The sequence below is a fragment of the Streptococcus sp. FDAARGOS_520 genome, assembly GCF_003812685.1.
GTDB classification, from domain to species: Bacteria; Bacillota; Bacilli; order Lactobacillales; family Streptococcaceae; genus Streptococcus; species Streptococcus agalactiae.
This window is the reverse complement of record NZ_CP033810.1, coordinates 673542-687367: the sequence shown is the minus strand read 5'-3', so window position 1 is coordinate 687367 and position 13826 is coordinate 673542. Positions and strand designations below refer to the sequence as shown.

General features: G+C 36.5%; 11 protein-coding genes and 1 tRNA gene. 7 read left to right on the top strand and 5 right to left on the bottom strand.

Annotated features, from left to right (window positions below):
- Positions 1-109 precede the first annotated feature (109 nt).
- Positions 110-2005, top strand: a complete 1896-nt coding sequence (locus tag EGX96_RS03555; RefSeq protein WP_000599038.1) for a M13 family metallopeptidase — start codon at positions 110-112, stop codon at positions 2003-2005.
- A gap of 49 nt (positions 2006-2054) precedes the next feature.
- On the opposite strand, the gene EGX96_RS03550 is transcribed toward EGX96_RS03555, so the two are convergent.
- Complete coding sequence (locus EGX96_RS03550; protein WP_000737091.1) at positions 2055-3008, bottom strand: S66 family peptidase; 954 nt, start codon at positions 3006-3008, stop codon at positions 2055-2057.
- Positions 3009-3174: 166 nt separating this feature from the next.
- Between EGX96_RS03550 and EGX96_RS03545 the strand changes: the two genes are divergently transcribed.
- Both EGX96_RS03545 and EGX96_RS03540 read left to right on the top strand, forming a co-directional pair.
- Positions 3175-3411, top strand: a complete 237-nt coding sequence (locus tag EGX96_RS03545) for a hypothetical protein (protein ID WP_000080854.1) — start codon at positions 3175-3177, stop codon at positions 3409-3411.
- A gap of 1 nt (position 3412) precedes the next feature.
- Complete coding sequence (locus tag EGX96_RS03540) at positions 3413-5482, top strand: cation:proton antiporter (RefSeq protein WP_000393084.1); 2070 nt, start codon at positions 3413-3415, stop codon at positions 5480-5482.
- A 71-nt stretch (positions 5483-5553) separates the two neighbouring features.
- Here the strand turns inward: EGX96_RS03540 and EGX96_RS03535 are convergent.
- The 3 genes from EGX96_RS03535 to ahpC form a co-directional block, all read right to left on the bottom strand.
- A tRNA-Cys gene (locus EGX96_RS03535) sits at positions 5554-5624 on the bottom strand.
- A 134-nt stretch (positions 5625-5758) separates the two neighbouring features.
- A complete protein-coding gene (ahpF, locus tag EGX96_RS03530; protein ID WP_000242129.1) occupies positions 5759-7291 on the bottom strand; it encodes an alkyl hydroperoxide reductase subunit F in 1533 nt (510 codons plus the stop codon).
- 17 nt (positions 7292-7308) lie between these two features.
- Positions 7309-7869: an alkyl hydroperoxide reductase subunit C gene (ahpC, locus tag EGX96_RS03525; RefSeq protein WP_000060540.1), complete on the bottom strand. Its 561-nt coding sequence runs from the start codon at positions 7867-7869 to the stop codon at positions 7309-7311.
- A gap of 276 nt (positions 7870-8145) precedes the next feature.
- Here ahpC and rpsB point away from each other — a divergent pair, with 276 nt between their 5' ends.
- The gene (gene rpsB / locus EGX96_RS03520; RefSeq protein WP_000268454.1) at positions 8146-8916 is read left to right on the top strand and encodes a 30S ribosomal protein S2; all 771 of its coding nucleotides are present in this window, start codon (positions 8146-8148) and stop codon (positions 8914-8916) included.
- A gap of 93 nt (positions 8917-9009) precedes the next feature.
- Positions 9010-10050 carry a translation elongation factor Ts gene (gene tsf / locus EGX96_RS03515; RefSeq protein WP_000808080.1) on the top strand — a complete coding sequence of 347 codons (1041 nt, stop codon included), beginning with the start codon at positions 9010-9012 and terminating at the stop codon, positions 10048-10050.
- A gap of 158 nt (positions 10051-10208) precedes the next feature.
- Here tsf and EGX96_RS03510 read toward each other — a convergent pair whose 3' ends face one another.
- A complete protein-coding gene (locus EGX96_RS03510; RefSeq protein ID WP_123957817.1) occupies positions 10209-10670 on the bottom strand; it encodes a COG2426 family protein in 462 nt (153 codons plus the stop codon).
- A gap of 172 nt (positions 10671-10842) precedes the next feature.
- Between EGX96_RS03510 and EGX96_RS03505 the strand changes: the two genes are divergently transcribed.
- Complete coding sequence (locus tag EGX96_RS03505) at positions 10843-11307, top strand: CtsR family transcriptional regulator (RefSeq protein WP_000985641.1); 465 nt, start codon at positions 10843-10845, stop codon at positions 11305-11307.
- Entirely contained in the window at positions 11304-13751 is a 2448-nt protein-coding gene (locus tag EGX96_RS03500) for an ATP-dependent Clp protease ATP-binding subunit (RefSeq protein ID WP_000020289.1), read from the top strand. The genes EGX96_RS03505 and EGX96_RS03500 overlap by 4 nt, the downstream gene beginning before the upstream one ends.
- Positions 13752-13826: the final 75 nt, after the last annotated feature.

Below are 13826 nucleotides of genomic sequence, written 5' to 3'. Positions count from 1 at the left end.
CAAAATGATATTTAGAGAAAGCACCAATATGAGAGTATTTTTAATAGTCAAACTCTGAATTTTCTGTTAGACTGTAAGAGATTACATATGAGATATTAAGGAGAAAATAATGATAAAATATCAAGATGATTTTTACCAAGCGGTTAATGGGGAGTGGGCTAAGACAGCTGTTATTCCTGATGACAAACCAAGGACAGGTGGTTTTTCTGATCTTGCTGATGACATTGAAGCATTAATGCTGTCAACGACAGATAAGTGGCTGGCTGATGAAAATAAACCAAGTGATACGATTTTAAATCATTTTATTGCTTTTCATAAAATGACAGCTGATTATCAAAAACGTGAAGAGGTAGGAGTATCACCAGTATTACCATTAATTGAAGAATATAAAGGCCTACAATCTTTCTCTGAGTTTGCATCAAAAGTTGCAGAATATGAACTAGAGGGTAAACCAAATGAATTTCCATTTGGTGTGGCTCCTGACTTTATGAATGCTCAATTGAATGTACTTTGGGCTGAAGCGCCTGGGATTATTTTACCAGATACAACTTATTATAGTGAAGATAATGAAAAAGGAAAGGAACTCCTTGCTTTTTGGCGTAAAAGTCAAGAAGACCTACTGCCTTTGTTTGGCCTTTCAGAACAGGAAATTAAAGATATCTTGGATAAGGTTTTAGCATTGGATGCAAAATTGGCACAATATGTCTTATCTCGCGAAGAGAGTTCGGAATATGTTAAACTTTACCATCCTTATAACTGGGAAGATTTCACAAAATTAGCACCTGAACTTCCATTAGATGCTATTTTCCAAAAGATATTAGGACAAAAACCAGATAAAGTTATTGTTCCTGAAGAACGTTTCTGGACAGAATTTGCATCTGACTATTACTCAGAATCTAATTGGGAATTATTAAAGGCAGATCTTATTTTATCAGCTGCGAATGCCTATAATGCTTACTTAACTGATGATATTCGTATCAAATCGGGAGTTTACAGTCGAGCTTTATCAGGCACACCACAAGCAATGGATAAGAAAAAAGCAGCTTACTACCTTGCTTCAGGACCTTACAATCAAGCTCTAGGTTTGTGGTATGCAGGAGAAAAATTCTCTCCAGAAGCTAAAGCTGATGTTGAGCATAAGATTGCAACGATGATTGATGTCTATAAGTCACGCTTAGAAAAGGCGGATTGGCTTGCACAGTCAACGCGAGAAAAAGCTATTATGAAACTTAATGTTATCACACCACATATTGGATACCCTGAGAAACTACCAGAGACTTATACTAAAAAAATCATTGATCCTAAACTATCGCTTGTCGAAAATGCTACTAATTTAGACAAAATTTCAATAGCCTATGGTTGGAGTAAATGGAATAAACCAGTTGATAGAAGTGAATGGCATATGCCTGCCCACATGGTCAATGCGTATTATGATCCACAACAAAACCAAATTGTCTTCCCAGCAGCCATTTTACAAGAACCATTTTATGCTTTAGAGCAAAGTTCATCAGCAAATTATGGGGGAATTGGTGCAGTGATTGCACATGAAATATCACACGCTTTTGACACTAATGGAGCTTCATTTGATGAACATGGAAGTTTGAATAATTGGTGGACTGATGAAGATTTTGAAGCTTTCAAAAAACTTACAGATAAAGTAGTTGAGCAGTTTGATGGACTGGAATCTTATGGCGCAAAAGTCAATGGTAAACTAACAGTATCAGAAAATGTTGCAGATTTAGGTGGAGTTGCTTGTGCTTTAGAAGCTGCGCAGCGTGAGTCAGATTTTTCAGCGAGGGATTTCTTTATTAACTTTGCGACAATTTGGCGTATGAAGGCACGTGATGAGTATATGCAAATGTTAGCTAGTGTAGATGTTCACGCCCCAGCACAATGGCGAACTAATATTACAGTAACGAATTTTGAAGAATTCCATAAAGAGTTTGATGTTAAAGATGGTGATAACATGTGGCGTCCAGTTGAAAAACGTGTTATTATTTGGTAACTCTAAATGATAAACTCCCGTTACTCAGATGAGTAGCAGGAGTATTTTTTTATTCTTTTATAGATAGAGATAATGTAGTAGTGTCAACGCTTAGCTCAGCTCCAATAGTCACTGTCAAAAGAGGTTGGGTGTGCGCAAAATCCATATCATAAATAACAGGAATTTCCTTGAAAATAGCATGTTTTGAAAGGATATATTCAAAGACTTGTGGAGTCATGCCGCATTCTTTAGGAAAGCGCCCCATAAGAATAGCTTGTGGATGAGGATAAGCTTGTAAAATTGCAGCAAGGTTGCGGTCAAATTCATAAAAATTACTTTCCTCAGCCTCTTCAATCAAGAGGACATAGCGTTCAATTTTCGGTGCATAAGGAGTACCTCGAAGTAGGCCAAACGTAGAGAGATTACCTCCGATAATCGTACCGGAAGCTTTTCCGTGATTATAAATTTTCCATTCTGTTGGGAAAAATTGGCGTGGTTTGCTGGGATCATACCAGGGATCACTAGACCATTCTTCACTAGGCCAAAGTTCATAGTGGTTTTCTGTCATGGCAGTAAGCCAAGCTTGTGTTTGGTAAGGTTGACCTTCCTTCATTTTGAAAGAAGAATAAGCAGGGCCCATGTAAGTTTGGATTTTTGCTTTGGCAAAAATAGCATTAAGGAAGGCCGTTGAATCTGAGTAACCACAAATTATTTTGGGATTCTTAGAGATTAAATCATAATCTAAATATGGTAAAAGCTCGTTGGAATTGAATCCGCCAATGGTTGCTAATATGGCATCAACAGAAGGGTCGGCAAATGCTTCATGTAAATCTTCTACACGGCTAGTAATCGAAGCAGAATAGAGGATATCATTTTCTAGATAGTGCTTAGAGAATGACACTTGAAATCCCAGCTTTTCTAGTACTTCTTTGGCTAATAGGTTAGCCTCAAAACCACCCAGACGCTCAATGGAAGAAGAGGGACTAAGAACACGAATGTGGCTGCCTTTTGTTAATTTTTTCATTGGTTAACCTCCTATTTAAATTGTTGTTAGTCTACCACATATGGAGATAATGAGCAACGATATTCTTAAAATCTATCAATTTAAGAAATGCGTGTTATACTAGAGATAGCCGATGAAAGAAAAAATACTTATTATTAATAATTTGGTCATTAAATAGGAGGTCATGATGTCTCAATTATCTTTGGAAGAACAATTGAATCGACTAAAAGATAAATACCTTTCTTCTAAAAATCAAGAATTTTCAAATGTTCACTTAAGTAAAGTAAAGAAGAAAAAGAAGAAATTAATAATACTTGAAAAAGAAAGATGTCGCTGTCGATTGGAGAGAGAAGATACTAAAAAAATCGATGATAAAATTGAGAAATTGAAGAAAGAATTGATAGATGTTATGAAGGAGGAATAATATGGAAGAAACTATTCTAATAGTCAGCTTTCTCCTGTTTTTGATTTTATCTAATGTTATCAATAGGATATTTCCTAAATTACCATTACCATTTATCCAGTTGGTCTTTGGGATTCTCTCTGGCTTAGTTTTTCATAAGTCACAAGTCCATATCGATCCTGAGTTATTCCTTGCCTTTGTTATTGCTCCTTTGAACTTTAGGGAAGGTCAAGAAAGTGATATTGGTAGTTTTATAAAGTATCGGGCTATTATTCTTTACTTAATCTTACCAACGGTATTTTTAACAGCTATTGTCGTTGGTTATGTAGCAGGGCACCTTTTGCCAGTTAGTTTACCACTTGCGGCATGCTTTGCGCTTGGAGCAGCCTTAGGCCCAACAGATGCCGTTGCCTTTATATCGATTGCTAAGAGGTTTCAATTTCCTAAACGGGCAGAAAATATCCTCAAATTGGAAGGTCTTTTAAATGACGCTAGTGGTCTAGTTTCCTTCCAGTTTGCTTTAACAGCCCTTGTAACAGGTTATTTCTCCTTAGCAAAAGCTAGTCTCAAGTTAGCATTGGCCATAATGGGTGGTTTTTTAATTGGCTTGCTTTTTGCTTTTCTAATGAGGTTATGTCTCACTGTCCTAGAGAAATTTGATGCTGCTGATGTTACAGGGGCTCTACTTTTGGAATTAACCTTACCTTTTGTTGCTTATTTCGTTGCTGATTTGTTGGGATTTTCAGCTATTATTGCGGTGGTAGTGGCAGGAGTAATGCAAGCAAATCGTTTGAAAAAAGTGACTCTCTTTGATGCTCAAGTAGATCGCGTTACCTCTGTTATTTGGGAAACCTTAAATTTTATTTTAAATGGTTTAGTTTTCTTAATATTTGGAAGAGAACTGACACGTATCATTGGTCCTCTTTTAACAAGTAACGCTTATAGTAATTTTGATCTTATTAGTATTGTTGTTTTAGTTACTTGCACACTTTTTCTAGTTCGCTTTCTAGCAGTTTCTTGCTTTTATGCTTGGAGATCTTTCAAATACCATAAATCATTTAAAAAGTATTGGAGAGAGATTCAACTGTTGACTTTTTCAGGAGTTAAAGGAAGTGTTTCCATAGCAACAATACTCTTATTACCCAAGCACTCAGTCATAGGAGAGTTGGGGTATAGTTTGATTCTTTTCACTGTTGGTGCAGTAACGCTAATGAGTTTTTTAACGGGACTTTTAGTATTACCAAAGTTAGCGCCTCCCTTACAGGTGAAAGATGATTATTTAATACGTCTATCGATTTTAACAAAAGTATTATCTGTCTTAGAAGAAGATGGTAAGAGTTCTGAAAATCAAGCTTCATTTTATGCAGTTATAGATAATTATAATAGCCGTATTCGTCATCTCATTTTAGAACAAGAATCTAGTGACATTAAGAAGGACTTAGCTGAATTGCAACTGATGATGCTTAGTATAGAAAGCGATGGACTTGAAGCTGCTTATCGTTATGGCAATATTTCTATCAAAGAATATCGTATTTACCAACGTTATTTAAAATACTTAGAACGCCAAGTTAATCGTAGCTTTGTGTCAAATATCACTTATAGTTTAACGATTCTTATGCGTGTTATTCGTGGTATTGTTCATGAGTTTTTAACATTTGGACAAGGAATACGAAATCGGAAAAAACATTTCAAAAACAGGAAACGGTTGTTAGCAGAAGTCAATCGTCAGCACTTAACAGATTTGTACTTATCAAATAATGACCTCATTTTAGAAACGCTAGAAGATATGGAAGGTTATTATAATGCAACTTTGATAGATTTCTTACAAAATGAACGCATTCGAGACGCAGAATTAATTAAATCAGGTTTATTTGTAGAACGTGTCATTGCACGCATAACGCCAGATATTTTAAATGAAACCCTAAGAGGATATTACTTGGAACGCAGAACAATCTCTGAATTTGAAAGGGACGGTTTAATTAGTTCTAAAGAGTCTCAAATTTTAAGGGATAATGTCAATGAATTAGAAAGCTATTCATTAAGAGATAGTCAATCTTCTATACCTTATCAATTATTGGATTTAAAAAAATAATTCTGATAACAAAAAAATCAACGAACAATCGTTGATTTTTTGTTATCTTTGGATAAAATCTTTTATATTTAAGGCGGTAGACGGATTTGAACCGACGATCAAGCTTTTGCAGAGCCGTGCCTTACCACTTGGCTATACCGCCATAACAGATAATATTCTATCGAAAAAAAAAAGATTCGTCAAGCCTCTTTCGTAAAATAGCCAATTTTAGCCCTTAAACTTCCTCATATTACCCAAAAAAAGAGATTGATACCCATTGTATCAATCTCTTTTAGATTATTGTCTGATTAAATAATCAAATGCGCCAATGGCAGCTGTGGCACCAGACCCCATGGAAATAATGATTTGCTTGTAGGCAGCATCTGTACAGTCACCTGCAGCAAAAATACCAGGGATATTTGTTGAGCCAAATTTATCAACGACAATTTCTTGACGTTCATTGAGTTCAATGCCGCTATCCTTGAGCCAAGATGTACTTGGTACAAGACCAATTTGTACAAAAACACCTTCTAAATCAATGTGTTTTTCTTCGTTTGTATCACGATCGGTATAGTTTAAACCAGTGACATGATCTTCACCAACGATATCTTTAGTAGCAACATTCTTAAGAATAGTTAAATTGTCAGTTTTAGCTGCTCGTTCTTGCAGTACTTGGTCTGCTTTGAGCTCAGGTAAGAATTCTAGGACTGTAACATGTTTAGTGACACCGGCTAGATCTAAAGCAGCTTCCATACCTGAATTACCACCACCTATAACAGCAACATCTTTTCCTTCGAAAAGAGGGCCATCACAATGTGGACAGTAAGTAACACCTTTATTGCGGAATTCTTCCTCGCCAGGAACGTTGATATTTCGCCACTTAGCACCCAGAGCTAGGATAGCAGTTTTAGCTTGTAAAATAGCTCCGTTAGCCAGTGTTACCTCAACTAATTCTTTTTTCTCAATGCCAGTTGCTAATTGACTCTTGATAATATCAATATCGTAAGATTTGGTATGCTCTTCAATTTGAGCCATTAATTTAGGGCCTTCTGTGTACAGTGTACCAATCATGTTCTCAATACCAACTGTTTCGATAACTTGTCCACCAAAAGTTTCTGCTAAAATACCTGTTTTTAACCCTTTACGGGCGGCATAAATTGCAGCACTGTTACCTGCAGGACCACCACCAATAACTAGAACATCATAGACACCTTTGTCAGCAAATGCTTCAGCATCAAGAGGTCCATCTAGTTGTTCTAAAAGCTGTTCAATTGTAGCACGGCCAGAAGTAAATTCTTCTTGGTCCTTATAAACAGTAGGAACAGACATGATACCTTTTGATTTGACTTCGTCTTGATACATGCCTCCTTCAATCATAGTATGAGTGATATTCGGATTCAAAACAGCCATTATATTAAAGGCTTGAACGACATCTGGACAATTATGGCAAGTTAATGAAACATAAGTTTCTAGATTGATAGTTTTCTCAATCCCCTTAATTCGTTTGATAATATCTTCATCAACTTTTGGTGCGCGACCAGAGACTTGCAACAAAGCTAAAATGAAAGATGTGAATTCATGCCCCATTGGCAAGCCTGAAAAAATAACGCGACTTTCATGCCCTTTTTTTGCAATTCCAAAACTAGGTTGACGTTTTAAATGTGTTGATTCAAGGCTGATGCGATCAGACATAGCGACAATTTCATCTAGAAAATCCTTTACTTTTTGAGAATTATCGTTATCTCCTAAATCAGCTTGTAATACAATATCAGATTCTAGCAAATCTAAATATTGCGCTAATTGAGCCTTGATTTCTTTATCTAAGACCATGGATTACCTCCTGGTTATTAAATTTTACCTACAAGGTCTAAACTAGGAGTTAAAGTTTCAGCTCCTTCTTTCCATTTAGCTGGACAAACTTCACCTGTATGTTGGCGGATGTATTGAGCAGCACGGACTTTATCAATGAGAGTACTTGCATCACGTCCGATGCCATCAGCATTAATTTCCATCATTTGGATGACACCGTCTGGATCAATGATAAATGTACCACGTTGTGCTAGACCATCTTGTCCAAGGACATCAAAACCTTGTGAAATAAGGTGTGAAGGGTCACCAATCATAGGATATGTGATAGTACCAACGACATCTGAGTCATCATGCCATGCTTTATGAACAAAATGAGTATCAGTAGAGACAGAATAAACTTCTACATCAAGAGATTTAAGTGTTTCGTATTGCTCTTGAAGGTCACCAAGTTCAGTTGGGCAAACAAATGAAAAGTCTGCTGGGTAGAAACAAAAAACTGCCCATTTTCCTTTAACGTCTTCATTTGTAACAGTGATGAATTTTCCATCGTGATAAGCTTGAGCTGAAAATTCAATAATTTCTTTTCCGACTAATGACATAATAATGTCCTCCTTTATTTTTTAATAGCCTAATTATAAACGAAATACTTTTAAATCTCCAATAAAAACGTTTACATTTTTCTAAGAAAAGTATGATTTTTCTAATAGAGTAGAAGATTTTATAGCTTGTCAAATCTAACTTTTTTTGATAAACTATTATAGTTGCTTAAAGTGACAAATACTCATCTTAGATCAATTGTGGTCTTGTTGCCGAAAGGTTAGGCTGCAAGTCGAAGTCTGAGAGAGGAAAAAACATTTTTAAAGGAGAACTTACTCATGGCAGTAATTTCAATGAAACAACTTCTTGAGGCTGGTGTTCACTTTGGTCACCAAACTCGTCGCTGGAACCCTAAGATGGCTAAGTACATCTTCACAGAACGTAATGGTATCCACGTTATCGACCTTCAACAAACTGTAAAATTAGCTGACCAAGCTTACGAATTTGTTCGTGATGCTGCAGCAAACGATGCAGTTATCTTGTTTGTTGGTACTAAGAAACAAGCAGCTGAAGCTGTTGCTGAAGAAGCTAAACGTGCTGGTCAATACTTCATTAACCACCGTTGGTTAGGTGGAACTCTTACTAACTGGGGAACTATCCAAAAACGTATTGCTCGTTTGAAAGAAATCAAACGTATGGAAGAAGAAGGAACTTTTGAACTTCTTCCTAAGAAAGAAGTTGCATTGTTAAACAAACAACGTGCACGTCTTGAAAAATTCTTGGGTGGTATCGAAGATATGCCACGCATCCCAGATGTAATGTATGTTGTTGACCCACATAAAGAGCAAATCGCTGTTAAAGAAGCTAAAAAACTTGGTATTCCAGTTGTAGCTATGGTTGACACTAACGCTGATCCAGATGATATCGATGTTATCATCCCAGCAAACGATGACGCTATTCGCGCCGTTAAATTAATTACTTCTAAATTAGCTGATGCAGTTATTGAAGGTCGTCAAGGTGAAGATGCTGACGTTGACTTCGCTCAAGAAGCACAAGCAGATTCAATTGAAGAAATCGTTGAAGTAGTTGAAGGATCAAACAACGACTAATATTTAATTTATTGTAAATCCTAAAACGGGGCAGATGCAAACCGCTCTGTCTCGTTTTTTTAATCATTATTTGAAATTAAGAGGAGAACGAAAATGGCAGAAATCACAGCTAAACTTGTAAAAGAATTGCGTGAAAAATCAGGTGCAGGCGTTATGGACGCTAAAAAAGCATTAGTAGAAACTGATGGTGACCTTGATAAAGCGATTGAATTACTTCGCGAAAAAGGTATGGCTAAAGCAGCTAAAAAAGCAGACCGTGTTGCTGCTGAAGGTTTAACAGGTGTTTATGTTGATGGTAACGTTGCAGCAGTTATTGAAGTTAACGCTGAGACTGACTTTGTTGCTAAAAACGACCAATTTGTAACATTAGTTAATGAAACTGCTAAAGTTATTGCAGAAGGACGTCCTTCAAACAATGAAGAAGCACTTGCTTTAACAATGCCTTCAGGTGAAACTTTAGAACAAGCATTTGTAACTGCAACTGCTACAATTGGTGAAAAAATTTCATTCCGTCGCTTCGCTTTAGTTGAAAAGACTGATGAGCAACATTTTGGTGCATACCAACATAATGGTGGACGTATCGGAGTAATTACTGTTGTTGAAGGTGGCGACGATGCACTTGCTAAACAAGTATCAATGCACGTTGCAGCTATGAAGCCAACTGTTCTTTCATATACTGAACTTGATGCACAATTTGTTCATGATGAATTAGCACAGTTGAACCACAAAATTGAGCAAGACAACGAGAGTCGTGCTATGGTTAACAAACCAGCTCTTCCATTCCTTAAATATGGATCAAAAGCTCAATTGACTGATGAAGTTATTGCCCAAGCAGAAGAAGACATCAAAGCAGAATTAGCTGCAGAAGGTAAACCAGAAAAAATCTGGGATAAAATCGTTCCAGGTAAAATGGATCGTTTCATGCTTGACAACACTAAAGTTGACCAAGAGTACACACTCCTTGCTCAAGTTTACATCATGGATGATAGCAAAACAGTTGAAGCTTATCTTGAGTCAGTAAATGCTAAAGCAGTTGCTTTCGTACGTTTTGAAGTTGGAGAAGGTATTGAGAAAGCTTCTAACGACTTTGAAGCAGAAGTTGCAGCTACAATGGCAGCAGCACTTGAAAAATAATTAACACTCGCTTTATATTATAATTTGACAGCAAAATGTTGTCAGTAAATATATTTTAAAATAAGACACTTGGCTTAAGTCAAGTGTCTTATTTTGCTATCGAATTGGTGGATTGGCAAATATTAAAAAGGAGAGACAGTCATCTCACCTTAACTTTTCTAGAATAGGTTGAAGCCGATAATGGATAATGTTCCCATGATGCATCCAGCTAGTATAACACCTAGCATAACAGCAATAACACTATGTTTAAATTCCCAATCTAGGAGGCTAGCTGCAAGCGTGCCAGTCCAGGCTCCTGTTCCGGGTAAGGGAATGCCTACAAACAATAGCAAGGCAATAAACAATCCTTTTTCTCCAGCTACTTTTTCAAGTTTTTGACCACCGCTATGTCCTTTTTTAAGGCACCATGTGAAAAACTTACCAGTATAAGGTTTATCTGCTCCCCATTCTAGAACTTTGCGAGCAAAGAAGAAGATGATAGGTACAGGTAGCATGTTTCCAACAATACCGATAGCTAGCGCTTCCCACAAAGGTATTCCATTAGCGATTGCAAATGGCACAGCTCCTCGTAGTTCCACTAAGGGAATCATTGAAATCAAAAATGTAATAATGTAATTCATTAAATAAAACCTTTCTATGGTATTATTCCATTTTATCTTATCTTTCTAGTAATGACAACTAAAATCCGCGGTCATTCTAGTTTTACTGTCCTTAGATAGATTTCATTTCCGTATCTTTTAAAAATTTGATATAATAATAGTCAGTTATAGTCAAAGAGGAAGGAGTGAATTTGTGGCCATAAAAAATACTTCCGATAATATTGAAGAATATATAAAATCATTATTAGAACAATCAGGAATTGCTGAAATAAAGCGTTCCAATTTAGCTGATACTTTTCAAGTTGTTCCTAGTCAGATTAATTATGTCATTAAGACACGGTTTACTGAAAGCCGTGGTTATGTGGTTGAGAGTAAACGAGGTGGTGGAGGTTACATCCGCATTGCTAAGGTTCATTTTTCTGATCAACACCAATTATTTGGAAATATGTTATCAACGATTGGCGAGCGTATCAGTGAACAAGTTTTTGATGATTTGATTCAATTATTATTCGATGAAGAGATAATTACAGAACGTGAAGGAAATTTGATTCTGGCGACATCAGGTGATGACGTCTTAGGAGAGCAAGCCTCTGTTATTAGAGCTCGTATGCTCCGTAAATTATTACAACGATTAGATAGAAAAGGATTCCATTTATGAGTCATTATTCCATAAAATTACAAGAAGTATTCAGATTGGCGCAATTTCAAGCAGCACGCTATGAAAGTCACTATTTAGAAAGCTGGCATCTTCTTTTAGCAATGGTTTTAGTTCATGATTCAGTAGCTGGTTTGACATTTGCTGAATATGAGTCTGAAGTTGCAATTGAAGAGTACGAAGCAGCAACAATTTTAGCTTTAGGTAGAGCACCGAAAGAAGAGATTACCAATTATCAATTTTTAGAGCAATCACCAGCTTTGAAAAAGATCTTAAAGTTAGCAGAAAATATTAGTATCGTAGTAGGAGCTGAAGATGTGGGTACTGAACATGTCTTGCTTGCTATGTTGGTTAATAAAGATTTATTAGCCACACGTATCTTAGAGTTAGTTGGCTTTAGAGGTCAAGACGATGGTGAATCAGTTCGTATGGTTGATTTACGTAAGGCTCTAGAACGTCATGCCGGTTTTACAAAAGATGATATCAAAGCAATTTATGAATTACGTAATCCTAAAAAAGCAAAGTCGGGTGCTTCTTTTTCTGATATGATGAAACCACCGAGTACTGCTGGTGATTTAGCTGATTTCACACGTGATTTATCACAGATGGCGGTTGATGGGGAAATTGAACCTGTTATTGGGCGTGATAAAGAAATTTCACGTATGGTCCAAGTCTTAAGTCGTAAAACAAAGAATAATCCTGTCTTAGTTGGAGATGCGGGTGTCGGTAAAACAGCTTTGGCGTACGGTCTAGCACAACGTATTGCTAATGGAAATATTCCTTATGAGCTTAGAGATATGCGTGTTCTAGAGTTAGATATGATGAGCGTTGTTGCTGGAACTCGTTTTCGTGGTGATTTTGAGGAACGTATGAATCAAATCATTGCAGATATTGAAGAAGACGGTCATATTATTCTTTTCATTGATGAACTGCATACTATTATGGGTTCTGGCTCTGGTATTGATAGCACACTTGATGCTGCTAATATTTTAAAACCAGCTTTGGCCCGAGGCACTTTACGCACTGTTGGAGCAACAACTCAAGAGGAATATCAAAAGCATATTGAAAAAGATGCTGCTTTATCTCGTCGCTTTGCAAAAGTTTTAGTAGAAGAACCAAATCTTGAAGACGCATATGAAATTCTACTTGGATTGAAGCCAGCGTATGAAGCCTTTCATAATGTTACTATTTCAGATGAAGCAGTTATGACTGCTGTAAAAGTGGCTCATCGTTATTTGACAAGTAAGAATTTACCAGACTCAGCTATAGACTTACTTGATGAAGCTTCTGCCACTGTGCAAATGATGATTAAGAAAAATGCTCCTTCGCTTTTAACAGAAGTTGACCAAGCTATTTTAGATGATGATATGAAATCTGCTTCTAAAGCTCTAAAAGCAAGTTATAAGGGTAAAAAGCGTAAGCCTATTGCCGTAACAGAAGATCATATTATGGCAACTCTCAGTCGTCTATCTGGTATTCCTGTTGAAAAATTGACACAAGCTGATAGTAAAAAATACCTCAATTTAGAAAAAGAATTGCATAAACGTGTTATCGGTCAAGATGATGCAGTTACTGCCATTAGTCGTGCTATCCGTCGCAATCAATCTGGCATTCGTACTGGTAAGCGTCCTATTGGTTCCTTTATGTTCTTGGGACCAACTGGTGTTGGTAAGACAGAGTTAGCAAAAGCCTTGGCAGAAGTGTTGTTTGATGATGAATCAGCCCTAATTCGTTTTGATATGTCGGAATATATGGAAAAATTCGCAGCTTCTCACCTGAATGGGGCACCTCCAGGTTATGTTGGTTATGATGAAGGAGGAGAGTTGACTGAAAAAGTACGCAATAAACCATATTCAGTTTTACTTTTTGATGAAGTTGAAAAAGCTCATCCAGATATTTTTAATGTATTATTACAAGTGCTTGATGATGGCGTTTTAACAGATAGTCGAGGACGAAAAGTTGATTTTTCAAATACTATAATCATTATGACTTCTAATTTAGGAGCAACTGCATTACGTGACGATAAAACAGTTGGTTTTGGAGCTAAGGATATCAGCCATGATTATACTGCTATGCAAAAACGTATTATGGAGGAGCTTAAAAAAGCTTATCGACCAGAGTTTATCAATCGTATTGATGAGAAAGTTGTATTCCATAGTCTCAGTCAAGATAATATGCGTGAAGTTGTGAAAATTATGGTTAAACCTTTAATTTTAGCGCTTAAAGATAAAGGTATGGATCTGAAATTCCAGCCTTCAGCCTTGAAACACTTGGCAGAGGATGGCTATGATATAGAAATGGGTGCTCGTCCACTGCGTAGAACTATTCAAACGCAAGTAGAGGATCATTTATCAGAACTACTATTGGCAAATCAAGTGAAAGAGGGGCAAGTAATTAAGATTGGCGTATCCAAAGGCAAATTGAAATTTGATATTGCAAAATCATAAAACATTCCAGTACCGATGGGTACTGGAATTTTAATATAAAAAGAAAACGTCCAAAATATTTTGGACATTTTCTTA

What these genes read in the sequence shown, in the direction of transcription:
- EGX96_RS03555 (WP_000599038.1), top strand. Translation starts at nt 110, where the DNA reads ATGATAAAATATCAAGATGATTTTTACCAAGCGGTTAATGGGGAGTGG.
- EGX96_RS03550 (WP_000737091.1), bottom strand. Translation starts at nt 3,008, where the DNA reads ATGAAAAAATTAACAAAAGGCAGCCACATTCGTGTTCTTAGTCCCTCT.
- EGX96_RS03545 (WP_000080854.1), top strand. Translation starts at nt 3,175, where the DNA reads ATGTCTCAATTATCTTTGGAAGAACAATTGAATCGACTAAAAGATAAA.
- EGX96_RS03540 (WP_000393084.1), top strand. Translation starts at nt 3,413, where the DNA reads ATGGAAGAAACTATTCTAATAGTCAGCTTTCTCCTGTTTTTGATTTTA.
- ahpF (WP_000242129.1), bottom strand. Translation starts at nt 7,291, where the DNA reads ATGGTCTTAGATAAAGAAATCAAGGCTCAATTAGCGCAATATTTAGAT.
- ahpC (WP_000060540.1), bottom strand. Translation starts at nt 7,869, where the DNA reads ATGTCATTAGTCGGAAAAGAAATTATTGAATTTTCAGCTCAAGCTTAT.
- rpsB (WP_000268454.1), top strand. Translation starts at nt 8,146, where the DNA reads ATGGCAGTAATTTCAATGAAACAACTTCTTGAGGCTGGTGTTCACTTT.
- tsf (WP_000808080.1), top strand. Translation starts at nt 9,010, where the DNA reads ATGGCAGAAATCACAGCTAAACTTGTAAAAGAATTGCGTGAAAAATCA.
- EGX96_RS03510 (WP_123957817.1), bottom strand. Translation starts at nt 10,670, where the DNA reads ATGAATTACATTATTACATTTTTGATTTCAATGATTCCCTTAGTGGAA.
- EGX96_RS03500 (WP_000020289.1), top strand. Translation starts at nt 11,304, where the DNA reads ATGAGTCATTATTCCATAAAATTACAAGAAGTATTCAGATTGGCGCAA.